Consider the following 23,632-nt stretch of genomic DNA (forward strand, 5'->3'; position numbering starts at 1 on the left):
ACAGACCCAAATGACGACTACGACGCGGCTTTGACCTGCGTACCGGGCTGCTCCACGCCTGCCAGGCGCAGCGCGTCATGCAAGGTGCTGAAAATGCAGTTTGCGCCGACGATCGGCGTGATGCCATGCCGGTCCATATCCGAGCGCAGATACTGATTCACGCGCGCAAAAATCACTTCGACGCCGCTACGCTTGAGCATCTCGCACAACTCGCCGACCGAACGCGCCGCCGAGTAGTCGAGGTCGGTGATCGCGCCGGAATCGATCACGAACCAGCGCACCGCGCTCGGCGCATGATCGATCAGGCTGCGGGCATCGTCGACGAAAAAGTGGTCGTTCGCGTAGAACAGATCGGCGCCGAAGCGATAGACGATCAGTCCCGGCCCGGTCTGGATTCCGGGCGCGGCCGGCACCGGCACCCAGATGCCGCCTTCGCCGGGCACGAGGACCATGGTGTGCGGCCGGTAACTATGCCGCACATGCCGCAGCAGCGATAACGCCACCGCCACCAGAATGCCGTGCTCGACACCGATCAGCACCACCGCCGCTGCGGTAAACACGGCCAGCGTGAATTCACCGGGACTTTCGTGGCGGATCGAAAACAACGTCTTCAGATTGATCAGGCCGATGGCGATCGTAAACACAATGCTGGCCAGAATGCAGTGCGGCAGGTACTGCAAATAACCACTGAAAAACAGCAGCACCACGACCACCACCACCGCGAAAACGACCTGCGCGAACTGGCTGCGCGTGCCGGCGCGATCGGCCATGGCGGTTTGCGTCGGACTGCCGTTCACCACGAAGGCGCCGGAAAATGCCGCCGCGGCGTTGGCGGCGGCGATACCCAGCAGGTCGGCATTGGTATCGACCGTCTCGTGATAGCGCTCGGCAAATACGCGGCTCGCGGCGGCGCTTTGCGCGACGATCATCACGAAGCACGAGGCGGAGACCGGCAGCAGTTCGAGTAATTGCTGCCACGTGACCGATGGCATACGGAGCGGCGGCAGTCCCCCTGCGACCGGCCCCAATACAGAAATGCCGTGGGCAGCGAAACCGTAAATATCGCTTGCGGCAATACCCGCCACCACCGCGATCAACGGCACCGGCAGGCGTGGCGAAAAACGCTTGAAAACCAGAATGGAGATCACCACCAGCGCGGAAATAGCGAGCGTCGGCAGATTGATCTGCGCCGACTCGCGCACCACGAGCGCGAGTTGATCGATGCTGCGTGCGGCATGTCCGGGGACGCCGAACATGTCGCCCAGCATGGCGATGCCGACCTGCACGCCGACACCGGCGAGGAAGCCGACCAGCACCGTGCGCGAGAGAAAGTCAGCGAGAAAACCGAGCTTGAAGATCCGCGCGATAAGCAGAAGCGCGGCAGTGAGCAAGGCGACCATCCCGGCGAGCGCCGCATATTCCGCGCTCGACGCCGGCGCCATGGTCGAGAGGCGGCTCGCAAAAATGGTTGCGGTGGCGGAGTCGGCTGCCACGACGAGGTGCCGCGAGGCGCCGAAGAACGCAAACGCGATAAGCGGCAGAAAGACAGTGTAAAGACCGGTAACGGCCGGCATGCCGGCAATGCGCGCATAGCCGAGCACTTGCGGAATATCCATCGACGCAAGCTGCACGCCGGCCAGCGCATCGCGCGCCGCCGCGGCACGGCTCAAAGGAAGCACGCCCTTCAAAACGCCAAGGCGCGTCGTGATGTTTGTCAGAAAATCTCGCATACGCGATAGTGCCCCAAACTTAGGTTATCGCGCATCGTGCCGTGACTCGGCATGCCAAGGCAAGGGTTGAGGCTTTGATCGGCGAAAGAGAATGGTTAAAACCAGCAATGGCTTGAACACCCCTGCCGAAACTGCCCCATTTTGGGTCTAACGCCTGAACTGCCCTGTCAGCGGATCCACGTGCCGCGCGAAACCGAACAGCGCGGCGATGCAGATCGGACAGGCGATGATGAACACGGCCAACATCTCGCACCCCGTAACAAATTGTTACTGCCAAGTTTAAGCGATTGCCGTGCGAAATGAATGAGGGAAAACGCAAAACACTGTTGCGGACTATTACAACACCGTTACTGCCGGGCGGTAGGTGGCGCGTGAAAAAACCCCTGAAAACGCGGCAAATAATGTGAAAAAATACGCGCTTGATACCGTGCGCTATGATGCGCAAACGTTCGCCCACCTACAAACCGATTACGCCATGTACACGTCAACTTTCATCTTCGCGACGAGACAATTAGACGAACGCTTCTACCGGCTCGACGAGACCATTGCCACCGCCGCCAAGGCCATTCCCGGTTATCTCGGCGAAGAGGCGTGGGAAAACGCGTCGACTGGACTGACGTCGAATGTGTACTACTGGGCCTCGCTCGACGCATTGCAGGCGTTGATGCAGCACCCCGCACATCTGGAAGCGAAAGCGGCGCAGGCGAACTGGCTCGATGGGTATCAGGTGATCATCTCCGAGGTGCTGCGCACTTACGGCGATGCAGGGTTTGCGCATCCTGCAGCGGCCCATCAGGTCCAAGATGGACCGCTTGCCCAAGCCACATCGCCCGCACCATGAAAGTGCAGCCCTATTTCGCTTCCTTGAACAGCACCACGCCGGCGAAACTCACCAGTCCGCACGCCAGTACGTACCATGCCGGCGCGTAAAAACTACCGGACATGCGCCACAACGCGCTGACGATCAACTGTGCGAAGCCGCCGAAAATCGTCACGCCCAACGCATAGATGATGCCGAGCGAGGTCGCCCGCACGTCCGGTTTGAACGCTTCGAGAATCAGCACGAAACCCGCTGGACTCGAAAGCGTCATCAAACCGATCAGCACGAACACGACCAGTACCACCGTGTAGATCGACGGCCAGGTTTTGATCGCGTAAAACGCCGGCAGCAGCACCATCAGCGACACCACCGACACCGCGTACAGCAAAGTCTTGCGACGCGGCATGCGGTCGGCGAGACGGCCGGCGAACGGCGAGCCGATCAGCAACACGAGGCCCGCCGTGCAACCGGCCAGTAGCGAAACAGCGGCCGGCATGCCGGTCGTCATCGTCAGGAACGACGGCAGGAAAAACACGATCACGTACATCGACGAAGTGCCGCCGATCACCAGCATCGTACCTGCCACGATCTGCCGCCATTCGATGCGAGCCTTCGGCCGGGCCGCGTCGGGCCGGGCCGTTTTCGCTGATTGCGCGGCAGGCAAGGTCTCGTCCAGATGTTTGCGCAGATAGAAACCGACCGGACCGATCAAAAGCCCGATCAGAAACGGCACACGCCATCCCCAGGCAAGCAATGCCTCGTGCGAGAGGCTGCGCGAGAGCGTCGCCGCCACCAGCGCGCCGGCAAGCGCCGCGCCGCCCTGCGAGGCCATCTGCCAGCTCACCAGCGAACCTCGCTGCCCCGCGCTGCCCGACTCCATCAGCAAGGTGGTCGCCGCGCCCACTTCTCCGCCCGCCGAAAAGCCTTGCAGCAAACGGCCCAGCACGATGATCGCCGGCGCCGCCAGACCGATCGTCGCGTAAGTCGGCGCAAGGCCGATCATGCCCGTGCCGAGCGCCATCAGCGAAACGGTGAGCACGAGGGCCTGCTTGCGGCCCGCGCGGTCGGCATACGCGCCGATCACGATGCTGCCGAGCGGCCGCACGACGAAGCCGACGCCGAAGGTTGCGAGCGACATCATCAGCGCGCCCACGTCGCCGCCGGCCGGAAAGAACAGCTTGCCGATCAGCGCGGCGAAGAAGCTATAGACCGTGAAGTCGAAGAACTCCAGGCCGTTGCCGAGCGCCGCGGCGAAGACAGTCCGGCGCGACGCGTGCCGCTCTTTCACGTCGGTCGCCTCGGTCGCGACAGCACTAGCGGTGTGTTGGATTGCATTCATCGGGAGACTCACGCCTAGAAGTTGTGATACATGCCCAGCGACACGGTGACCGGCGTCGTGCCGAGTTCCGGTGCGGTGCTACCGGTTTGCGTCGGCAGCGGATTATTGTTCAGCAGTACGGTGGAAATACCGTAGTTACGGATGAAGCCGGCGCGCGCGTAGAGCCCTGTGCGTTTGGAAAGGGTGTAGTCGTACCCGAGCATTACGCCGAATGCCGAATCTTTCGCGGGATTATTTGCCGGGTCATGCACGCCGGACGTATCGCGATACACCACCGAAGCGCGGAACGCATTGCGCCCGACCGGCCAGATCGTGCCGAGCGTATAGACGCGCGCGATGCCGTCGTTGGCGAGCTTCGGCGCGTACTGGTTGAACGCGCCGGACAGCACGATCTTGCCGGTGTCATACACCACGCCAAAACCGTACAGATCGTTACGCACGGTGCTCGTGCCGCCTGTTCCGGTCGCGCCCCACACCTGGTTGTAGGTGCCCGTCACGTAAGTCGTGCCGTCATACCACTGCAGCAGCGCGCCCTGCGCCGCCGCTGTCGGCGACTGCCCGGCCACATTGCTCGGCGCGTACATCAGTTCCGTGCTGAAGCCCGCAAAACTCGGCGACAGGTACGTGATCGCGTTATTCACCCGCGCGGGCAGTTGCGTCGCGCCGGCGCCGAGGTCGCTGTTGTAACCGAAACCCTTCGACGTTTGCACGACAGCGGTGCCGAGCCACGTGTAGGCCGAATTGGTGCCCACCGTGCCGAACACGTCGACGAAGAGCGGCAAGCCCGTGCCGATCTGTTTGCCGAAACGCACTCGCCCATAAGTCGACGAGTTCAGCCCCACCCATGCCTGGCGATTGAGGAACGAGGTGTTGTCCTGCATGGCGCCGCTATTGGCGAGAAAGCCGCTTTCCAGATTGAATTCGGCACGCAGGCCTCCGCCCAGATCTTCCCGTCCGAAGAGGCCGAATTTCGACGTCCATTCGCCACCGCTCTGGGTCTGCACCAGCGACTTGCCGCCCACGGTCTGATAGTTGATGCCCATATCGACCGACCCATACAGCGCCACGCCTTCGCGCAGGCTGCCGTTGAACTCCGGCAGTGCGCTCAGCAAAGTCATCTGATACGGCTCGGCGTCCGCTGTCCCCGTTCCGAGCGTCAGCAGTGCCGCGCTCATTGCGATGCATTTTTTCATGGGTCTCCCTACTCCTCGCGTGCAAATGATGTCTAGAAATGAAGTGCAAGACGGAACTGAAGATTCCAGCGCACTGGACGCCGGATCGAAACCCGGCGAGTGGACCGTGCTCAGGTAGCGCTCAGAGCATGCTCAAACAGCGCTCGGCAAGTCCGACGAAGTAAGCGGCCCCCCAACTGATCGCCGCGTCGTTGAAGTCGTATGCCGGGTTGTGGACCGCGCAGCCGCCCTTCGAGTCGACGCCGTTGCCGAGCACCACGTAACAGCCCGGCACCATTTCGGTCATCCACGAAAAGTCTTCGCTGCCCATTACCGCATCGGGCATGAGCGTGTAGCCCGCCGGGCCGGCCAGGGCCTCGATGGTTTCGATCGCGAGGTCGGCCGCGCCGCGATGATTGACGAGCGGGCGGGAGATCTGCTGGTAGTCGACTTCAGCCGAGGCGCCGTAGGTTTGCGCCTGTAACTGCGCGATGCTGCGGATCCGCGCTTCGACCAGGTCGCGCGTTTGCGAATCGAGCGCGCGCACCGAGAGTTTCAGCGTCGCCGTTTCGGGGATCACGTTGGGTGCGCTACCGGCGTGGATCGCACCGACCGTCACCACTGCCGCACGGGTCGGCTCGATGTTGCGCGCGACGATCGATTGCAAGGCCAGCACGATGCTGGCCGCCGCGACGATCGGATCGCAGCCCAACTGAGGCATCGCGCCGTGCGTACCTTTGCCGGTCACGGTGATCGTCACCGAATCGGACGACGCCATCATGCAGCCGTGGCGCAGTGCGAAATGGCCGACCGGCAGGCCGGGCGCGTTGTGCAGCGCGAACACCTGGTCGCAGGGAAAGCGCGCGAAAAGACCGTCCTCGATCATCTTCGAGGCGCCGCCCAGGCCCTCTTCCGCGGGCTGGAAGATCACGTTCAGCGTGCCGTCGATTTCGCCCCGGCTAGCGACGCGGTGCGCGGCGGCCAGCAGGATCGCGGTGTGGCCGTCGTGGCCGCACGCATGCATGGTCTGCGCGACGGTGCTCGCGTACGGCAGGCCGGTGGCTTCCTGGATCGGCAGCGCGTCCATGTCGGCGCGCAGTCCGAGCGTTCGGCTCGACGTGCCGCGCCGCAGTTGGCCGACCACGCCCGTGCCGCCGACACCCGTTGTCACTTCATAGCCCCACTCCGCGAGCTTGCGTGCGACCAGTTCGGCGGTGCGCGTTTCAGCAAAGCCGAGTTCAGGATGCGCATGGATGTCGCGGCGAATCGCAAAGAATTCGTGTTCGGTCTCGCGCAGTTCGGCGAGAAGCTGGGGAAAAGATTGCGTCATTCGTTGTGCTCCGATTAAGCCGGCTGTCGTTTCGCAACCGTCGAAGCAAAGCGTAAAGATCCGGCCCGAAAACAAATAAGCACAAATTTTGATGCGCATAACTGCCAGTGCTATATTCCGCATCATGAAAATCCATCATCTGCGAGCACTGGTTGCGATTGCCTCGACCGGCAGCATCAACGGCGCGGCCAAAGCGCTGTTCGTGACGCAACCGGCCATCACGAAGGCGGTGCGGGAACTGGAAACGGAATTCGGCGTGCGGCTGCTGGAGCGCAACCCGTGGGGCGTCGTGCCCACGGCCGAAGGCGCGGCGCTGGTGAGCCGGGCGCGCACCGTGGTGCGCGAGATGGAGCGCGCCGAGGAGGATATGGCGCATCTGAAGGGGCTGCGCGACGGCAGCCTGGTGATCGGCATCACGCCGATTGTCGGCACCACGGGACTTGCCGAGGCCTTCGTCGAATTTCGCAAACGCTGGCCGATGGTGACGCTGGAGTTTCGCGAGCTGGGTTTCAACCAGTTGCATGAGCAACTTCGCAATCGCACGCTGGATCTGGCGTTCGCCGCGTTCGCGCGACCGGTGAGCGATCTGGGCAGCGTAAAGCGGATGGTCTCGTTCGAAACCGTATTCGTGACGCGCGCGCAGAGTCCCTATGCGGACGCGGCGTCGCTCGAGGCGGTACAGGAAGCCGAGTGGATTCACACTGACGTGACGGACAAGTACCCGGGCTTTATCCGCGCGATGTTCGAATGCGCCGGGCTCACGTCACCCCGGCGAATCACGCGCTGCACGTCGTACGCGCTGTTTTACAGCCTGACCATCAGCACCGACGCGATCTTCGCGTGGACCACGCATTCGCTCGAAGAAACCGCGCTCGGGCAGAGCTTCGTGCGTCTCGCGCTGCCGGTCGCGCCGCCGCCGTTGCAGTTGTATCTGCTGTCGCCGCAGGAGTCCCAACTGACGCGGCCGGCGGAATATTTCGTCCACTGCATCGAGCAGGCGATCGAGCCGTTGTTGAAGAGACCAGTGGCGTAGGGAGCGGGTTTGGAGCGGTTGCACCGACCATTGACCGCCCTATTTTGTACGATACTTCAGGCTAAATTACATTAACTGCCTAAAGTATCGTACGAATCTCAGAAATTTTGGACCAGATCAATACACCTAGCCCCCTGATTCAGCAAATTTGTCCGATACTTTTGACATACTCTTCATATTTGCCTAATCTATCGGACATGCCCCGTACCTTTCAACGTCCCTTTCCGTCGGTCGAGAAGCAGATGCGTGCGCTCGGCGAACGGCTGAAACTCGCCCGCCTGCGACGTGAACTCACGACCGTTCTGTTCGCTGAAAGGCTGGGCATTTCGCGCGACACGCTGAGCCGCCTCGAGAAAGGCGATCCGAATATTGCGCTCGGCACCTATATGCGGGCGCTTCGCGTGTTGGGTCTCGACAAGGACATGGACGCCATCGCCCGCGACGACGAACTCGGCCGCAAGCTGCAGGATCTCAAGTTGCCGGGTCAGCGCAAACCGCGGACGAACACGCCCGGTGCCGCTCCTGTCAAAACCGGGCAACCGGCAAAAAAACCCCCGAAGAAATCTGATGGTCAGCAATAAACCTCGCGATGCGTTCAAGGTATTCCTCGACGCAACCGAACTGAGCAGCCGGCAGCAGGTCGGCACCTTGTATCGCCAGACTGCACGCACTGACTTGCCGGCATCCTTTGCCTATGCGAAGAGCTGGGTAGATGGGCGTAACGCATTCATGCTCGACCCGTGCCTCGAGTTATGGACCGACGAGCAATATCCGCCTGCGAAGTCCGCCGCATTCGGCGTCTTCATGGACTCGGCGCCGGATCGCCGGGGCCGCGTGCTGATGGAGCGCCGCGAGGCCGCGGCGGCAGATCGCGAAGACCGGCCCATGCGTAATTTGCAGGAGATCGATTTCCTGCTGGGCGTGCATGACCTGACACGAGTCGGCGCGCTGCGGTTTCAGAACGTGGACGGACATTTTCTCGACAACAGCGCCGATGCCGCGCCGCCGGTCACCGACCTCGCGACCCTGGCCTATATCAGCCTGCGCATTGAAGAGGCAGATATCGAAAAACTGCCCGAGTACGAGCAGTGGCTCGCGATGCTGATCGCGCCTGGCACCTCGCTCGGCGGCGCTCGCCCGAAAGCCAACTTCACCAGCCTGGGTAATGATCTCTGGATCGCCAAATTCCCCGCGAAAGACGACCGTTATGACATCGGCGCGTGGGAAACCGGGACGATCATCTGCGCAATCACGGCTTCATTCGCGAGGCTTCGGGCTGGCGGCTCTCGCCAGCGTTCGATATGAATCCAAACCCGAGCAAGCGGGAACACGCGCTCACGCTGGACGGTATGAGCGCCCTGCCGGATCTTGAAACCGCGATCGACACCGCTGAGTTTTATCGACTCGACGACTCAGACGCGCGCCGCGTCGTTGCGGAAGTTCAAGACGCCGTCAACACGTGGCGGGAAGAAGCCACCGCGCTGAATCTGTCCCGGCCCGAAATACAGCGAATGGAGTCTGTATTTCAGGCGTGATGTCTTCGCATAGCGGCCACACGTTCGAGCCGTGCCAGTCACATCCGGCACCTGGACGCTCGTGTTCCGGCACATGTCTCCATACCCTTTATAATCCGGCATGATCCGAATCCCGCACCTCCCCTCGCAATCGGCCACACATGGCCGATCAGCCCCCCACCGCGCTCCGGTGGCCGCATGAAAACACCCAAACGTCTGCTCCCGCTGGTCGAAGAGGGCCTGATCGACGAAGTCATCTCGCAGTTGATGAGCGGCAAGGAAGCCACCGTCTACGTGGTCCGCAGCGGCGAGTCCACGCGCTGCGCGAAGGTCTATAAGGACGCCAAACAGCGCAGTTTCCGCCAGGCCGCGTCCTATCAGCAGGGCCGCAAGGTCAAGAACAGCCGCCAGCAGCGCGCCATGGAAAAGGGCAGCCGCTATGGCCGCGAAGTGCAGGAACAGGCGTGGCAGAACGCGGAAGTCGATGCGCTGTTCCAACTCGCCAACGCCGGCGTGCGCGTGCCGCAGCCTTTTATCTGCACCGACGGCGTGTTGCTGATGGAATTGGTGACCGATGCGGACGGCAACGTCGCGCCGCGTCTGAACGATGTCGAGATGACCGAAGCACGCGCGTTCGAACTGCACGCGCTGCTGCTCAACCAGGTGGTGCGCATGCTGTGCGCCGGCATGATTCACGGCGACCTGTCCGAATACAACATCCTGCTCGCGGCAGACGGCCCGGTGATCATCGACCTGCCGCAAGCCGTGGATGCCGCCGGCAATCTGGAAGCGCCGGCCATGCTCGAGCGCGACGTGAATAACCTCGCCACGTATTTTGGCCAGTTCGCGCCCGCATTGCTCGATACGAGCTACGGCAAGGAAATCTGGTCGCTGTACGAAGCAGGCGCCTTGCACGTGGATGCCGAATTGACCGGCCGTGTCGAACTCGACACTACGCCGATCGATCTCGAAGCCGTACTACAGGAACTTGAAGACACGCGCCTCGACGAAGAAGCGCGCCTGCGCTACGAGCAGTCGCTGCGCAGCGGGACGTAAGCGGGGCCAAAGCAGCCCCTACGCAACACGTAAGCGACCAATAAGCGGCACCTGCGTGCCGCTTCGCGAAGAGGCTACGACGCGATGCGGCAGTTGGCCGCCTTGCCCCTGGTCAACGAAGCCGCCGTACCCGGTGCCGGCCCCACCGATTCCCGCATCGTCACGCTCACCGGAAACTCGCGGATGATCTCCCATGAGGTCCGGTAGCACTGATTGACCAGCCAGCGCACGGCGTTCTGCGTCAACTCCGCTGTCGGGATATGCACCGAGGTGAGTCCAGGCGCGGCATACGCGGCCGAATAATCATCGTCGTAGCCGATCACCGAGACTTCGTCCGGCACGGCAATACCCGCCTGGTGGAAACGCGCCAGCGCGCTCACCGCCATCGTGTCGTTCGCGCAAAAGAGGCCGGTGAAGCGCCGCTTCGAATCGAGCAGCTTCTGCGCGGCAACGTAACCGCCTTCCGGCGAGAAGTCCGATTCGATCAGCGTGACGTCCTCGCGCGCGATGCCTTTGCGCGACAATTCGGCAAAGAAGCCTTCGAGTCGGGTGTGATTGTCCGAAGCGCTGAACGGCCCGGAAATCACCGCAATGTCCCGATGCCCATGTTCGAGCAGCGTGCGTGCCGCCAGTTCACCCCCGCGCCGATGATCCGCGCAAAACGACGCTTCAGGCAACTGATCGAACGCGCGATTCAGAAACACCATCTTTGGATGCATGCGATGCAGCATGTCCAGATCTTCGTCGTGCAGATCGTGGCTGATTACCACCACGCCATCGCAATCCCGACCGATCAGAAAACGCACCGCCTCGATCGCCTGCTCGCGCGGCGACACTTCCCCGCAACCCGTCGCCACCACCACGTGACGGCGCACCGCGCGCAGTTCGGTGTCGGTCTGTTTGAGAATCGTGCCGTAGTAAGAGCCGAAGAAAGTCGGCACGAAAATGCCAACCATGCCGAGCGACTGCGTCGCCATGGCCCGGCCGATGGACGACGGCCGGAAATTCAGCGCTTCGATGGCGGCCTTCACACGCGCGGCGGCATCGGCTGAAATGGGTCCCTTACCGGAAATGGCTCGCGACGCAGTCGACATGCCGACGCCGGCCAGTGCCGCGACATCCTTGAGTGTTGCCACGCGGTTCTCCGTCAAGCTTGCTGTATTCAACGACGCTGCGTCCCGTCACTACAGACGCGCACCGCCTTCTTCCTCGAACAGCGAAATATGTGCGCCATCGAACGAAAACGCCGCGGCATCCCCTATCGCCACCGGTGTCTTCGTCTGGTCGATCGACGCGATTTGCACTCCATGATAGTCGAGCCAGATGACACGGTGGTTGCCCATCGGCTCGATCAGTGAAATGTTCGCGCGCTCGCTCATTTTTGTGTTTGAACCGCTTGAACCGCTTGAGCCCTCGCCCACGTGCACGTCTTCGGCCCGTACGCCGAGTACGCAAGACAGACGATCCGTCGGCAGGTTCTTGAAAGGATAGTGCGACACATCGAGCCGCAAATGCGCTGTACAAAAGTGTAGCGCGCCGTCGCGCGGCTCAAGTGTGCCCTTGAGCACATTCATTGCGGGCGAGCCCAAAAACGTCGCGACAAACAGATTGTTCGGCCGCGCATAGACTTCGGCGGGCGTGCCGAACTGCTGGATCACGCCGCCGCGCATCACCGCCATACGCGTGGCAAGCGTCATCGCTTCGACCTGATCATGGGTCACGTAGATCATCGTCGCGCCCAGACGCTGGTGCAGTTGCTTGAGTTCGCGACGCAATTCGGTGCGCAATTTGGCGTCGAGATTCGAGAGCGGCTCGTCGAACAGGAACACATCGGCCTCGCGCACGATCGCACGGCCGATCGCCACCCGCTGCCGCTGCCCGCCGGAGAGTTGCGCGGGCTTGCGCTTGAGCAACGGGCCAAGTTGCAGCATGTCGGACGCCCGCGCCACACGCCGCTCGATTTCCGCCTTCGGCGTGCCGTTGATACGTAACGCAAACGACAGATTGCGCTCGACACTCATGGTCGGATACAAGGCATACGACTGAAACACCAAGGCGATACGGCGATCTTTCGGGTCGGCCCAGGTCATGTCAACGCCCGCAATTTCGATGCTGCCGTCGGTCACGTCGATCAGACCAGCGATGCTGTGTAGCAAGGTGGATTTGCCGCAGCCCGATGGGCCAAGCAGCACGACGAACTCACCCGCTCGCACATCGAGATCGAGATTCTCGATCACCGTATTCGCGCCGAGCCGGATCTTCAGATTGCGCACCGATACGTTGGCCGGATTCGACAGACCCGCGGTGTCCGCCACGTGGCCGACATTCGCCGCATCTGCCGGGGTAGCCAAGTCTGCCGCATTTACCGCCGCACCTACCGCCACATTTGCCATCGCGTTTTCCACATTCGCCAGGTTTGCCATGCTTTATCGCCCTATCCCTTGACGGCGCCGGACGCAATGCCGCGTACAAACCAGCGGCCCGAAATGAAGTAGACCGCAAGCGGCACCATGGAGGTCAGAATGGTCGCCGCCATATTGACGTTATAGAGCCGCTCGCCAGTCGTCGTATTGATGATGTTGTTCAATTGCACCGTCATCGGCAGGTTTTTCGTGCCGGCGAACACGAGGCCGAGAATGAAGTCGTTCCAGATGCCCGTCACCTGCATGATGACCGCGACGACGATGATCGGCGTGGACATCGGCAGCATCAGTTGCAAAAAGATGCGCCAGAAACCACCGCCGTCGATGCGCGCCGCCTTGAACAGCTCCTGCGGAATCGACGCGTAATAGTTGCGAAACAGCAGCGTCATCACCGGCATGCCGAAGATGGTGTGGATCACCACGATACCCGGCAGCGAGCTGAACAGATGCACGCTCGCGAGTACACGCACGAGCGGATAGACCATCACCTGCACGGGAATGAAGGCGCCCATCAGCAGCACGCCGAACAGCAACCCTGCGCCGCGCGGCCGCCAGAACGACAGCGCATAGCCGTTCACCGCGCCGATCATGATCGACAACACCGTGCTAGGTACGACGATACGCACCGAATTCCAGAAGCCGACCTGGATGCCGTTGCAATCGAGCCCCGTACAGGCGGATTGCCACGCGGCGCTCCATGCGTCGAGTGTGAAATGCGCGGGGAACGCGAGCAGATTGCCGAGGCGAATCTCGCTCATGGGCTTCACGGATGTGACGAGCATCACGTACAACGGCAGCAGGAAGGACAGCGCCGCTGTGAGCAGAAACGCGTAGACGCCGAGTCGTGCGGGTGTAAACGCATGGCGGCGCCGGCGTGTACGGCTCGGCGTGCCGCTTTTGAGCGGCGGACTGAGCGTGTTCATCACACCTCCTTGCGCAACGCAGCGCGGCTGCGGGCATAGAAGAACGGCGCAAGAATCGCCAGCACCGTGGCCAGCAGCACGATCGACGCGGCCGACGCGAGGCCGATATTGGCCCGGCCGAACAGGTAGTCCATGATGAACTTCGCCGGCACTTCGCTCGCGGTGCCGGGGCCGCCTTGCGTCATCGCGACCACGGCGTCGTAAAGCTTCACGACCATCACGAAGAGCAGCACGAAGGCGGTGGACAGGGAAGGCCCGAGCATCGGCACGACGATGCTCGCGTACACGCGCCAACGTGGAATCCCGTCGATACGCGCGGCTTTCCACAGTTCGTCGTCGATGCCGCGCAAGCCGGCCAGCAGCAGCGCCATCACGAGACCGGACGCCTGCCACACCGTCGCAATGACGATGGTGTAGATCACCCAGTCCTGATCGACGATCCAGTCGAAGCGCGCATGCGCGAAACCGAGCTTGTGCAACACGGCCTGCGCACCAAGCTCAGGATTCAGAATCCACTGCCAGACCAGACCGGTTGCGACAAACGACATCGCATACGGATAGAGAAACACCGTGCGCAACGCGCCTTCGGCCACTACGCGTTGGTCGATGAAGATCGCCAGCAGCAAGCCGATCACCATGCATGCAACAATAAAGCACGCACCGTAGATCACGATGTTTTGCAGCGACAGCAACCAACGGTCGTTATTGAAGAGCCGCGTGTACTGCGTGAGGCCCGCGAAGTCGCCGGAAGGAAACGTACGCGAGTTGCTGAGGGACACGCGCGCGGTCCAGACCATCGTGCCGAGATACGCGAACACGACGGTCAGGACCATCGGCAGCAAGGCTAGCCATGCCGCTATCGGCAAGCGCTTTTTTAGCGGCTTTTTCAGCGGCCCTTTGCGAGGCTTGGAGCCGGCGGCTGGCAGCTTGAGCGCGTGCATGGCGAGCGCCTAGCTCTTCAATGCACTGGCAAACGCCTTCTGCGCATCGTCGACCGACTGGTTCTTGTTCCAGAAGTTCGTGATGACGTCGATCAACGCGCCCTGCGTGTCAGGCGAGAGCAGCATCTCCGGATTCGGCAACTGACGCGACTTGTCCTTCATGATCGCCATGCCCTCCTTCGCGCAGATGTCGAGACTGCTCGCGTCCACATCGGGGCGAATCGGAATCGAGCCTTTCTTCGCGCTGAATGCGACTTGCGCGGCCGGCGAGGTCATCACCGTGGCAAGCAGATTTTGCGCCTTGATCGCGTTGGCGTTGTCGGTTTTCGGAAACACGAATACGTCGCCCGCGACCAGATACGGCGAATGCGGACCGAAACCCGGGAAGCAGCCGAAGTCCTTGCCGGCCGTCTGGTTGGCCGCCGAGAATTCACCCTTGGCCCAGTCGCCCATGATCTGCACACCCGCCTTGCCGGAAATCACCAGCGCGGTGGCATCGTTCCAGTTGCGCCCAGGCGAGCCCGCATCGACGAAATCATGCAGGCGCTTGAACGATGCGAGCACTTTCTTGAACGCATCCGACTTGACCGCGTTCATGTCGCGATCGCGGTACACCTTCAGATAAAGATCGGGACCGCCGACGTCGGCGAATACCGCGTCGAACGTGATCTTTTCCTGCCACGGCTGACCACCGAGCGCGAGCGGAATCACGCCTGCCGCTTTCAGCTTGCCGAGATCGGCGAGGAATTCGTCATAGCTCTTCGGCTCGGCGGCAATGCCGGCCTTCTGGAACACCGGCTTCGAGTAGAAGAACCAGGCCGGCATGTGAATATCGACTGGCGCGGCGTAGTAGTGACCCTTCACCCGGATGCTGTCGATGATCGATTGCGGGAACACGCCGTTCCAGTTTTCTTTCGCGGCGACGTCATCGACATTGTTCAGCAGGCCCTGGTCGATCAGGTCGTGAAACTGCTTGGAGGTATTGAACTGTGCGGCGGTGGGTGGATCGCCGCCGACGATCCGGTTGATCGCGGTGGAGCGCGCCTGATCGGCGCCGGCCACCGCGTTGTCGACCCACTGGCCACCGGCCTTGTTGTACGCATCGGCGAACTGGCGGATCGCGGCGGATTCGCCGCCCGAGGTCCACCAGTGGATCACGTTGGCTTTCAGCGGTTCAGCCGCATGCGCGACGACGCCGTATAACACCAGTGCCGCAACCACGCCTCGCAAGACCATTTTTCTGCTGTGCATTCCGTCTCCCCCGGGCTTTGCGCCCGTGCTCCAAGTCGACATACCAACCAGCTTCACCTGCCGTTAAGCCCTTGCTTTACGCTCCTTCAGGAATTTCGCCACTAGCTCCGCGCTGCGTTTGATCGTGCGCTTCTGCGTACTGTAGTCGACATGTACGACACCAAAGCGACGCTCATACCCAAACGCCCACTCGAAGTTATCCATCAGCGACCACAGAAAATAACCGCGAATATCCACACCGGCCTTGATCGCCTGATCGACCGCTGCGAGATGGCGCTTGAGGAACGAGATGCGCTGCGTATCCTCCACATGACCGTCGGTCACTTGATCATCCGAGGCCATGCCGTTTTCGGTGATGTAGATCGGCGGCAGGTTGTGATAAGTCTTCTTGAAACCGGTCAGCAGATCGCGCAAGCCATCGGGATACACCTCCCAGCCCATCTGCGTGCGCTCGACGCCTTCGAGCGGCACGTCCCGGAATCCATGCGCACCGTCGCTCGCGACGTTGGTGCGGAAGTAATAGTTGATGCCGAGGAAATCGAGCGGCGCGGAAATGGTTTCCATGTCGCCGTCGAGCACCAGCGGCTCGGTGCCTGGCCACAGCTCGAACAGGTCTTGCGGATACGCGCCCTTGAGCAGCGGATCGAGAATCCAGGCATTGTGCTGGACTTCGAACAGATGCGCCGCGCGCTGATCCGCCGCGCTGTCGCTATTGGGCGTGCCGCGGCCGATGTTGGCGACGATACCTTTCTGCGAAGCCGGATCGTTGGCGCGCAATACCGGCACCGCGAGGCCGTGTGCGAGCAATAGGTGATGCATCGCCTGCGTCGCGAAGCGGTCGTCGGCGAGGCCCGGCGCGTGGTGGCCGTTGCCGTAGCCGAGATACGCCGAGCACCACGGCTCGTTGAGCGTCGCCCATGCGTCGACCGTGCCGGCCAGTTCGCGGCTCATCAGGTCGGCGTAGTCAGCGAAACGGTAAGCGGTTTCGCGATTGAGCCAGCCGCCGCGATCTTCCAGATGCTGCGGAAGGTCCCAGTGATAGAGCGTCGCGAAAGTTGTGATGCCCTTCTCTTTCAGACGGTTCAGGAGGCGCTTGTAGAAGTCGAGCCCTTTGCGATTGGGCACGCCTGCCGCGTCCATCACGCGTGGCCACGCAATCGAGAGCCGATAGCCTTCGAGACCGAGCGAGACCAACATCTCGACGTCCGCTTCCCAGCGATGATAGTGATCGCAGGCGACGGCGCCGGTGTCGCCGGCCAGCACCTTGCCGGGCGTCGCCGAGAAGGTGTCCCAGATCGACGGCAGGCGGCCGTCTTCATTCACCGCGCCTTCGATCTGATACGAAGCGGTGGCGGCGCCAAGCAGGAAGTTCTTGCGCCACAGCGTAGAGTCCGCCGGTGGGGTGAAGAGATCGGCGAGCGAGCCCTTGGAAACTGCTGGGGATAGGGTGTCGGATACAACGGATGCGTCGTTTGCCACGGATTCTCTCCTGCGCTGAGGTCATTGAACCGGGTACGGCAAAACTCGATGTGAATGCTGCCTGGCAGCTAAAGTGGAAGCGCTTCCACAAAGACCAGCGAACGATAGCAGTGGCGGATTGAACGCAGCAATCAGGGTTTGTCTGGAGGACTTGCTGGCATGCGCGGCGCCACGATGCGCCGCGCATACGGGTATTGCGTGAACCTAAATCAACAGGCTGTTGGTGCTGCCCAGCGATTTAAAGTGAATTGTGCTGCGACAGTCAGGTGTTACGCTGACTGGTCACATGACGGGGCAAGTTACGAACCCGATCCGCCATATAGATGGCACAAATCTGCCCCACCGACCCTCTTGTTTCGCTCGACAATCATTAACCCGTCGCCTGCCTCAGGATAGTTAACAAGCGGTTCTCCATCGAGGCGATCAATGTTGAATGAGTGCAAAACGAAACCTGCCTGGGTGTTATGGACGATTGCGTAAATAAGCACCGGCACTCCCTCGTCGACGGCTATCAATTCATGTGCCAGCGTCTTGGAGTTTTCCCAACCCCCATAGCTTTTCTCGTCGTGACTGATCGACAGGCAATACTGAACGTTGACTTCGCGAACCGTACAGGTTCGAATCTGCTCCATCCAGCGAGCTACGTCGGTCCTGTAGAGCGGCGCATTGACGGATATAAGAAACTCAAGCAGTTGGCGTTCTTGAGGTTTAAGAGTTCGTCGCATCAATATTCCCTGCGATCTCAGGGAAGCTTAAAGCGCGGTGGCAGATCCGACTCCTTGTACACATGTCGCAAATCTGCCCCACCTATGCGTTTACCGGCTTCCATGATCATGAGGCCATCGCCTGGGTCGGGATAAGCCACAAGAGGCTCCCCATCGAGACGATCGATGTCGAAAGAGTTGAGGACATAACCTGACTGCGTCTCCACCGCGCAAGCATAAATCAGCACTGGTACGCCCTCGTCAACGCAAACCAGCTCGCGCGCGAGCGTAATGAAGCCGCCTCCTGAAAGTCTGATTTCATCGTGGCTGATGGCCAGACAGTAGGGCACATTGACCTCATGGACCGTGCACCGTTCAACCTGATTTTTCCACCTTAGTACGTAAGCGCCATAAAAAGATTCGTTCGCTGTAAGAAGAAACTGCAGAAGCAGACGCTCGTGGCTTACCAATGGCCGTTGCATGATTAGCGGTTGTACTTGTTTGAATCCCAAGCACCCTATAAGGAGCATTCCACCCCAACTATCCGACAATTCCTAAAATTGCGATATCCATGCGCCTACGCAACAGGCACTTTCAACGTGGACATCAAGGTCCGTAAGGAACCACGCAAGAGTCTGTGAGTCTTTGCCACATCCCCGCGACGAAAATCGGAACGCCGGACGTGGAAGGGCCGCACACGGGTCCAGTGACGCGAGACAAACCTGCATGAAGATGGACGGGGACCGAGGGGTCCGGTCAGAGACAGCCAGAAGGAAAAAGACGGGGTGCGGCGGCAGCCGCCCCAAAGAAGCGATACAACGCGCCGGGCACCGCGTTAAGTGCCCAGCGTGACGCGCCGTTAAGGCTTCTGTGCCGGCAAATTAAACGCACCACCATCATAAGCTTCGCAATACGCTTTCCAGTCGGCGTTCACGAGAGCCTCGCATTGCGTCGCGAGTTCAATCAACGGCAATTGCCAATCCTTGCGATTGCCGAACGCGATCAGCTCGTCCGCAATCGACGACTTCTGCCGGCCGCCGCTGCGCAACTGCGCCCACGCGCTCAATTGGGCCATGCTGTTGACCACTTCTTCGAGCCGCGGTAGCTTGCCGTCCCAGTCGCTCAATGTCACACGGTCTTCCGAAGGCTGCAAGCTGCGCAGCACATACGAGCGCTGATTGAAATCGACTGCATGCAGGAACGCCTGCGAAACCGCCTGATTGCGCCGCTGAACTTCAACCACACGCTGCGCCTCGCTCTGCCACTTCGGCTGCGGTGTGCGTACATGCGGCGTTACCGAAGAAGGCAGCGCCTCTTTCAGATCGAGCAGATAGTTGCCGTCCGGTGAGCCCTTGCCTTCGACGAGGATCGCGTAGCGGTCCACCCCCAGACTACCGGTGCCGGCAATCCGTCGCGTCACGTCGATGATCCGATAGAAGTCCGGATTGGGTTGACCGGCGGCGAACTGACGCATGAACTCCGTGACTGCAGCGCGCGCTTTGTCGCTGACCGGCAGCGCTTTCTTGCCGTCCACTTTCAACACGCGGATCTTGCCCTTGAGCGTGGTGCGCCGGTCGAGATACTCGGCGCGCTTGCGAGTCGCCAATGCGTCGAACAGATCGCGCACCATGCCGGTCGACGTCTCCGCTTCGATCCAGCGTGCTTTGCCGAAGGCGAGCGCCGCGCTATAAGCATCGACCGCGGTGTGGCAGAGCGCAAGTGCCTGCGCGCGGCTCAGCTTGAGGTCGCTCGCGCCGACCAGCACGCTCGTGAGGAGCCGCACCAGTTCGTAAAGACTCGGCGCGAGACAGGCTTCGTCGAAATCGTTGTTGTCGAAATAGACGAGGCGGTTGTCGCCCTTGTAACTGCCGAAATTTTCCACATGCATATCGCCGCAAATCCACACCGGGGGCGCTTCGTCGAGCACCTTGTCGCGCGGCAGACGCGCGTAAAACAGATGGCAGGTGCCGCGCAGAAACACAAACGGCGAGCCACGCATGAGCTTGTATTTCATCGCGAGCCGTTCAGGATCGCGGCCGGTATTGAAGCTGGCAATGGTCTGTGCGATATCGGACATGTGATTCTCCTTCATACGACTCGATGCGGGTTCAGTACAGGTTCAACGCGAGCGGAACGAATCCGCCAGCGCATGGAGATTGAGTGGCTTCACACGAATCACGCCGCCGCGCGGACTGTCGATATCGGCGACCAGCATAAACGATAGCGACACGATCAGCGGAACGATCAGCAACAACCCGGCTCCCGCTTTCAAACCACGTGCGCTGTAGCCGACCAGCACATTGGCGCACACCGCGATCAGCACCATCAGTGTCCACGCCGCGACAGGAATGCGATTCCACCACGCGGCCTGCGTGTAACCCTGCGCATTGAGCACGTCGTTCATTCCGGCGACAGCGAGCGCGGCCACTGGCGTGGGCTGCGCGGCAGCGGCGTTCTCCACTGCAGTCCACATTGCGCCCTGCAGGCGCGACGTCTCGGCGTTGACTTTGGCGAGTTCATCGGCGTCGCGCGTCGTGTAGAACAGCACCCGTTCGTCGAGATAGGTTTTCAGCAAGCCGCGGACGGTCGCCGCATCGGCGGCGGGCAACAGATCGGCGCGGACGTATTCGGTGCCGATCGCATTCGCCTCCTCTTCCTCGTAGTTCTTGCGTTGATCGTAGCGGCCTACCGCCATCGAAAAAGTGAAACCGATGATCAGCGCAAGCAGCGTCAACGTGGCGGCCTGAATCACGCTGAAGTCGTCGCGTGCGTCCTCGTCGATCTTTCTGAAACGCCGCAGCAGCGACGCGCCGATGCGCGCCGACAGCCACATCGCAACAAAGCAAATGATGAAGACAAGTGCCGGATAGTCGAGGAGCTTCTGCATGGCGAGCGTTTTTTTTATCAGAGTTTTGTTGGCGGGAACGCTTTGGACAGCGGTAAAACGTGCACGGCCACTGCATCATAAAAGACGCAGCGCGGATGGGAAAGCATGCAGGCGGCAGATGGACAGGCTCGCAACCTGCAGCATGCCGACTGTCAGGAGCCTGTCATCAAATAGTAACGTCCGTCCGCGCTGACGTTGAAGCCGAATCCGCATTCGGTTAGCGAGCCGTGCGTCGCTACATCGAGCGTTTCCGGTGCGGAGAGTTTGAACTCGATCAGGCATCTGTCCGCACGTTTGTCCGTTGGCTTGTCCTCATGTTTGTCATAAGGCGCGAGATTGGTGATCCTCGCGGTTGCGTCGAGCGTTGCACGGCCTCCGTCATCAGTCACCGGCACGCGCGCCACGCCATCGTAGAACCGCACGTAGGCCGACAGGCTGCCCATGTTCGCGCTCGGTTGACCGTCGGCGCCGACTGTCGGATACACGAAGTCGCCATCGATCCGGTAGACGCCGTGCCGCCCTTTCACCGGCTTCACCTCGATACTGTTCCACGCGCCAAAAAACATGTAACTGGCAAAGCGCGCGCCGTTCGGCGGCACACCGGCCACCACCGCTTTGTCAGCAATCGCTTCGAGACGTTGACGCGCGGCCGCTACCGCGCGACCGAGCAGCGCGTCGTTGGGATAGTCGTTGCCGCGGCTCACCGCGGTGCGGTAATACGCGCGCGCGTCCGGCAGCGCGCCCAGCCTCACTTGCACGTCACCCTGATGAACCAGCGCCATTGCCACGCGAGCCCGCGCAGAACTGGTCGCTTTCGGCGAGTTCTCTTCGTTCGCCTGCATGGCGGTGGCCTCGGCGAGCGCGGCTTCCATCGCGACCAGCGTTTGCGCGTCCTTGAGGCGCCCTGCTTCGAGCGCGGCCACGCCCAACGCCGCGCACGACGCGTTCGTGCGGCACGGCACGTCCTTGCCCGCCAGCAGGTTGCGGCGATAAAGTTCGGCGCGCGAATCGGCGGCTCCCGTTTGCGCCGCGACGAGCGCGGGCATGAGCGCTGCAATTGCAGCAGAAACGACAACGGCAGCAGCGGCGGTTTTGACGTTCATGAGCAAGAGAGGACGGTGGCGATGACGCGTTTCGAACACGCGCTTCAAGTAGCCGTATGCACCGCACGTTTGTTGACGTGGGTTGCCACGGACGCTGGCCGTGATGCTGACAGAAAACCGGCGATTGCGCGAACCCTTGCATGGCGGCGAAGCGGGCGGCCAATCGCGCGATTCGGTCGCAACGCCCGGCACGCGGCATTCCGTGACTTTTGAGCATGCACAGTTGCTTGCATGAAACGCATTCGACCGGTCATGCGGCACGCATCAAGTCGCCTGTCATACCCGAGCCCTAGATGATTTTGCGCATTGGCAAGCGTTCGTTTGAAACTGTTCCCCTATGAGGGAACAGCAGAACGAAAAGCGACGCGCCTCTATCCGGGTGTCTGCACCCCGGCCTGCACCCCGAACTTCTTACGATACGCGCCTGGGCTCGTCAACGCGATACGCCGGAAATGCCGCCGCAGCGATTCTTCGGAACCGAAGCCCGCCAGCTCAGCCACGCGCGCCATCGGCAAAGGAGCCGGCGCCTCAAGCAGTTCTCGCGCGATCGCCACGCGTTCACGCACCAGCCATTCGTAGGGCGCCATGCCCGTCGCGTCGTGGAACTGCCGCTGCAGCGTACGCGGGCTCATCGCCGCCCGTTCGGCCAGCGAGCGCAAGGTGTGCGGCAACGCGGGATGGCGGCGCACCCAGTCCATCAGTTTCGCGAGGCGCCCGCCTTCGTCTTGTGGCATCGGCCGCGGCACGAACTGCGCCTGACCGCCCTCGCGATGCGGCGGCACCACGAGCCGCTGTGCGACCCGGTTGGCGATCGCGCTGCCGTGATCGCGCCGCACCAGATGCAGCAGCATGTCGAGCCCTGCCGCCGATCCCGCCGAGGTGATGATCTGTCCTTCGTCGACATATAACGCATCCGGCTGCACGCGTAATTGCGGATAGCGCTGCTGCAATTTGTCGGCGTAGCGCCAGTGTGTCGTGACGGCCTTGCCGTCGAGCACACCTGACGCGGCCAGCACGAACACGCCGGAGCAGATTGAGCAAAGGCGCGCGCCGCGTTCGTAGGCGGCGCGAATCTTTTTCAAGAGCGGCTCGGGCGGCAATTCGTCGGCGTCGCGCCAGCCGGGAATCACGATCGTGTCAGCGCGATCGAGCAGCCTGAGCGTGTACGGCGCGGCGACGGTGATGCCGCCGGCCGCGCGAATCGGACCGGGTTCGCTCGCGCATACCGCGAAGCGATACCAGTCGACGCCGAGTTCGGGACGTTCGAGCGCGAACAGTTCGGTCACGCAGCCGAATTCGAATGTACAGAGCCGGTCGTAAGCCAGCGCGACGACAAGGTGATTGAGCATGGCGTAATGTTACCGGAGATTGACGATTACGCCACTTACCCGGCGCTTACGGCGTCGCGACAATGAAGGCTCCAGAATCGCTTCGCCACACAACCACGCTCACTGTTCAACCGGAACCTCGCCATGTCGACGCTCAACACCCTCACCGCCCACAACGCCGTCACCGCCATCCCTGCTGCCGATAGCGCCGCCGCCCTTGCCCACTTCCAGGCGTCGCTGCAATTCGAAACCGACTGCTCGGACGTGTCCGCGGCACTCGCGAGCGGCACGCCCGGCTTCGTGCTGCTCGACGTGCGCAGCCCGGCGCTGTTCGAACAGGGCCACGTGCCGGGTGCGCTGAACCTGCCGCACGGCAAGATCGTGGCATCGAAGCTCGCCGGGTACCCGCAGGAAACGTTGTTCGTCACCTACTGCGCAGGCCCGCACTGCAACGGCGCCGCACGCGGTGCACTGCGTCTCGCGCAACTGGGGCGCCCCGTCAAACTGATGATCGGCGGCATTACGGGCTGGCTCGACGAAGGATTAACCCTGGTACACACCACGCCAGCCGCGTGATGCTCGAATCCGATGACTAACAT

General features: G+C 61.6%; 23 protein-coding genes. 7 read left to right on the forward strand and 16 right to left on the reverse strand.

What is annotated here, in order from left to right; all coding sequences use genetic code 11:
- Window positions 1-17 precede the first annotated feature (17 nt).
- Window positions 18-1,730, reverse strand: a complete 1,713-nt coding sequence (locus P3T25_RS09440; RefSeq protein ID WP_266241685.1) for a SulP family inorganic anion transporter — start codon at window positions 1,728-1,730, stop codon at window positions 18-20.
- A gap of 475 nt (window positions 1,731-2,205) precedes the next feature.
- Here P3T25_RS09440 and P3T25_RS09445 point away from each other — a divergent pair, with 475 nt between their 5' ends.
- Window positions 2,206-2,571: an antibiotic biosynthesis monooxygenase family protein gene (locus P3T25_RS09445; RefSeq protein ID WP_154560066.1), complete on the forward strand. Its 366-nt coding sequence runs from the start codon at window positions 2,206-2,208 to the stop codon at window positions 2,569-2,571.
- 10 nt (window positions 2,572-2,581) lie between these two features.
- Here the strand turns inward: P3T25_RS09445 and P3T25_RS09450 are convergent, their stop codons facing one another.
- The 3 genes from P3T25_RS09450 to P3T25_RS09460 form a co-directional block, all read right to left on the reverse strand.
- Window positions 2,582-3,889, reverse strand: coding sequence for an MFS transporter (locus P3T25_RS09450; protein ID WP_266256620.1), 1,308 nt, complete (start codon window positions 3,887-3,889; stop codon window positions 2,582-2,584).
- 14 nt (window positions 3,890-3,903) lie between these two features.
- A complete protein-coding gene (locus P3T25_RS09455; RefSeq protein ID WP_154560026.1) occupies window positions 3,904-5,082 on the reverse strand; it encodes a porin in 1,179 nt (392 codons plus the stop codon).
- Between the two features lie 121 nt (window positions 5,083-5,203).
- Window positions 5,204-6,391: a M20 aminoacylase family protein gene (locus P3T25_RS09460; protein ID WP_429357966.1), complete on the reverse strand. Its 1,188-nt coding sequence runs from the start codon at window positions 6,389-6,391 to the stop codon at window positions 5,204-5,206.
- Window positions 6,392-6,515: 124 nt separating this feature from the next.
- Between P3T25_RS09460 and P3T25_RS09465 the strand changes: the two genes are divergently transcribed.
- The 5 genes from P3T25_RS09465 to P3T25_RS09485 all read left to right on the forward strand — a co-directional run bounded on the left by P3T25_RS09465 (window position 6,516) and on the right by P3T25_RS09485 (window position 9,994).
- On the forward strand, window positions 6,516-7,424 hold the full coding sequence (locus P3T25_RS09465; protein ID WP_429357967.1) for a LysR family transcriptional regulator: 909 nt from the start codon (window positions 6,516-6,518) through the stop codon (window positions 7,422-7,424).
- A gap of 107 nt (window positions 7,425-7,531) precedes the next feature.
- A complete protein-coding gene (locus P3T25_RS09470) occupies window positions 7,532-8,005 on the forward strand; it encodes a helix-turn-helix transcriptional regulator (RefSeq protein WP_408517265.1) in 474 nt (157 codons plus the stop codon).
- Complete coding sequence (locus P3T25_RS09475) at window positions 7,992-8,729, forward strand: hypothetical protein (RefSeq protein ID WP_429357968.1); 738 nt, start codon at window positions 7,992-7,994, stop codon at window positions 8,727-8,729. Before P3T25_RS09470 ends, P3T25_RS09475 begins: the two co-directional genes overlap by 14 nt.
- Window positions 8,645-8,959, forward strand: coding sequence for a HipA domain-containing protein (locus P3T25_RS09480; protein ID WP_429357969.1), 315 nt, complete (start codon window positions 8,645-8,647; stop codon window positions 8,957-8,959). Before P3T25_RS09475 ends, P3T25_RS09480 begins: the two co-directional genes overlap by 85 nt.
- 177 nt (window positions 8,960-9,136) lie before the next feature.
- Window positions 9,137-9,994: a PA4780 family RIO1-like protein kinase gene (locus tag P3T25_RS09485; protein ID WP_429357970.1), complete on the forward strand. Its 858-nt coding sequence runs from the start codon at window positions 9,137-9,139 to the stop codon at window positions 9,992-9,994.
- Window positions 9,995-10,068: 74 nt separating this feature from the next.
- Here the strand turns inward: P3T25_RS09485 and P3T25_RS09490 are convergent, their stop codons facing one another.
- The 12 genes from P3T25_RS09490 to ftrA form a co-directional block, all read right to left on the reverse strand.
- Entirely contained in the window at window positions 10,069-11,130 is a 1,062-nt protein-coding gene (locus P3T25_RS09490) for a LacI family DNA-binding transcriptional regulator (RefSeq protein WP_429357971.1), read from the reverse strand.
- Between the two features lie 48 nt (window positions 11,131-11,178).
- Entirely contained in the window at window positions 11,179-12,387 is a 1,209-nt protein-coding gene (locus P3T25_RS09495) for an ABC transporter ATP-binding protein (RefSeq protein ID WP_429358046.1), read from the reverse strand.
- A gap of 41 nt (window positions 12,388-12,428) precedes the next feature.
- Entirely contained in the window at window positions 12,429-13,340 is a 912-nt protein-coding gene (locus P3T25_RS09500) for a carbohydrate ABC transporter permease (protein WP_429357972.1), read from the reverse strand.
- Window positions 13,340-14,281: a carbohydrate ABC transporter permease gene (locus P3T25_RS09505; RefSeq protein ID WP_408517261.1), complete on the reverse strand. Its 942-nt coding sequence runs from the start codon at window positions 14,279-14,281 to the stop codon at window positions 13,340-13,342. The genes P3T25_RS09500 and P3T25_RS09505 overlap by 1 nt, the downstream gene beginning before the upstream one ends.
- Window positions 14,282-14,290: 9 nt before the next feature.
- Window positions 14,291-15,532 (reverse strand): ABC transporter substrate-binding protein, encoded by a 1,242-nt coding sequence (locus tag P3T25_RS09510; RefSeq protein WP_266241704.1) that lies wholly within the window; start codon window positions 15,530-15,532, stop codon window positions 14,291-14,293.
- A 63-nt stretch (window positions 15,533-15,595) separates the two neighbouring features.
- Window positions 15,596-17,011 carry a GH1 family beta-glucosidase gene (locus P3T25_RS09515; RefSeq protein ID WP_429357973.1) on the reverse strand — a complete coding sequence of 472 codons (1,416 nt, stop codon included), beginning with the start codon at window positions 17,009-17,011 and terminating at the stop codon, window positions 15,596-15,598.
- Window positions 17,012-17,310: 299 nt separating this feature from the next.
- On the reverse strand, window positions 17,311-17,736 hold the full coding sequence (locus P3T25_RS09520) for a hypothetical protein (protein WP_154560037.1): 426 nt from the start codon (window positions 17,734-17,736) through the stop codon (window positions 17,311-17,313).
- A gap of 17 nt (window positions 17,737-17,753) precedes the next feature.
- Window positions 17,754-18,197: a hypothetical protein gene (locus P3T25_RS09525; protein ID WP_154560038.1), complete on the reverse strand. Its 444-nt coding sequence runs from the start codon at window positions 18,195-18,197 to the stop codon at window positions 17,754-17,756.
- 377 nt (window positions 18,198-18,574) lie between these two features.
- Entirely contained in the window at window positions 18,575-19,792 is a 1,218-nt protein-coding gene (locus P3T25_RS09530) for a DUF2252 domain-containing protein (RefSeq protein WP_408517257.1), read from the reverse strand.
- A 42-nt stretch (window positions 19,793-19,834) separates the two neighbouring features.
- Window positions 19,835-20,602, reverse strand: coding sequence for a hypothetical protein (locus P3T25_RS09535; protein ID WP_429357974.1), 768 nt, complete (start codon window positions 20,600-20,602; stop codon window positions 19,835-19,837).
- Window positions 20,603-20,754: 152 nt separating this feature from the next.
- Window positions 20,755-21,648 (reverse strand): hypothetical protein, encoded by an 894-nt coding sequence (locus P3T25_RS09540; protein ID WP_429357975.1) that lies wholly within the window; start codon window positions 21,646-21,648, stop codon window positions 20,755-20,757.
- Between the two features lie 428 nt (window positions 21,649-22,076).
- Window positions 22,077-23,054 (reverse strand): transcriptional regulator FtrA, encoded by a 978-nt coding sequence (gene ftrA, locus P3T25_RS09545; protein WP_429357976.1) that lies wholly within the window; start codon window positions 23,052-23,054, stop codon window positions 22,077-22,079.
- Window positions 23,055-23,177: 123 nt separating this feature from the next.
- Here ftrA and P3T25_RS09550 point away from each other — a divergent pair, with 123 nt between their 5' ends.
- Complete coding sequence (locus tag P3T25_RS09550; protein ID WP_266242714.1) at window positions 23,178-23,609, forward strand: rhodanese-like domain-containing protein; 432 nt, start codon at window positions 23,178-23,180, stop codon at window positions 23,607-23,609.
- Window positions 23,610-23,632: the final 23 nt, after the last annotated feature.

Origin of the sequence: Paraburkholderia sp. GAS32 (assembly GCF_050434225.1) — a bacterium.
Lineage (GTDB): Bacteria > Pseudomonadota > Gammaproteobacteria > Burkholderiales > Burkholderiaceae > Paraburkholderia > Paraburkholderia madseniana.

Excerpts from the sequence above, each read along its gene's own strand:
- P3T25_RS09505 (WP_408517261.1), bottom strand. The coding sequence starts at position 14,281 with ATGCACGCGCTCAAGCTGCCAGCCGCCGGCTCCAAGCCTCGCAAAGGG.
- ftrA (WP_429357976.1), bottom strand. The coding sequence starts at position 23,054 with ATGCTCAATCACCTTGTCGTCGCGCTGGCTTACGACCGGCTCTGTACA.
- P3T25_RS09460 (WP_429357966.1), bottom strand. The coding sequence starts at position 6,391 with ATGACGCAATCTTTTCCCCAGCTTCTCGCCGAACTGCGCGAGACCGAA.
- P3T25_RS09440 (WP_266241685.1), bottom strand. The coding sequence starts at position 1,730 with ATGCGAGATTTTCTGACAAACATCACGACGCGCCTTGGCGTTTTGAAG.
- P3T25_RS09455 (WP_154560026.1), bottom strand. The coding sequence starts at position 5,082 with ATGAAAAAATGCATCGCAATGAGCGCGGCACTGCTGACGCTCGGAACG.
- P3T25_RS09525 (WP_154560038.1), bottom strand. The coding sequence starts at position 18,197 with ATGCAACGGCCATTGGTAAGCCACGAGCGTCTGCTTCTGCAGTTTCTT.
- P3T25_RS09465 (WP_429357967.1), top strand. The coding sequence starts at position 6,516 with ATGAAAATCCATCATCTGCGAGCACTGGTTGCGATTGCCTCGACCGGC.
- P3T25_RS09495 (WP_429358046.1), bottom strand. The coding sequence starts at position 12,387 with ATGGCAAATGTGGCGGTAGGTGCGGCGGTAAATGCGGCAGACTTGGCT.
- P3T25_RS09500 (WP_429357972.1), bottom strand. The coding sequence starts at position 13,340 with ATGAACACGCTCAGTCCGCCGCTCAAAAGCGGCACGCCGAGCCGTACA.
- P3T25_RS09535 (WP_429357974.1), bottom strand. The coding sequence starts at position 20,602 with ATGCAGAAGCTCCTCGACTATCCGGCACTTGTCTTCATCATTTGCTTT.
- P3T25_RS09540 (WP_429357975.1), bottom strand. The coding sequence starts at position 21,648 with ATGCCCGCGCTCGTCGCGGCGCAAACGGGAGCCGCCGATTCGCGCGCC.
- P3T25_RS09530 (WP_408517257.1), bottom strand. The coding sequence starts at position 19,792 with ATGTCCGATATCGCACAGACCATTGCCAGCTTCAATACCGGCCGCGAT.
- P3T25_RS09510 (WP_266241704.1), bottom strand. The coding sequence starts at position 15,532 with ATGCACAGCAGAAAAATGGTCTTGCGAGGCGTGGTTGCGGCACTGGTG.
- P3T25_RS09475 (WP_429357968.1), top strand. The coding sequence starts at position 7,992 with ATGGTCAGCAATAAACCTCGCGATGCGTTCAAGGTATTCCTCGACGCA.
- P3T25_RS09445 (WP_154560066.1), top strand. The coding sequence starts at position 2,206 with ATGTACACGTCAACTTTCATCTTCGCGACGAGACAATTAGACGAACGC.
- P3T25_RS09450 (WP_266256620.1), bottom strand. The coding sequence starts at position 3,889 with ATGAATGCAATCCAACACACCGCTAGTGCTGTCGCGACCGAGGCGACC.
- P3T25_RS09485 (WP_429357970.1), top strand. The coding sequence starts at position 9,137 with ATGAAAACACCCAAACGTCTGCTCCCGCTGGTCGAAGAGGGCCTGATC.
- P3T25_RS09520 (WP_154560037.1), bottom strand. The coding sequence starts at position 17,736 with ATGCGACGAACTCTTAAACCTCAAGAACGCCAACTGCTTGAGTTTCTT.
- P3T25_RS09550 (WP_266242714.1), top strand. The coding sequence starts at position 23,178 with ATGTCGACGCTCAACACCCTCACCGCCCACAACGCCGTCACCGCCATC.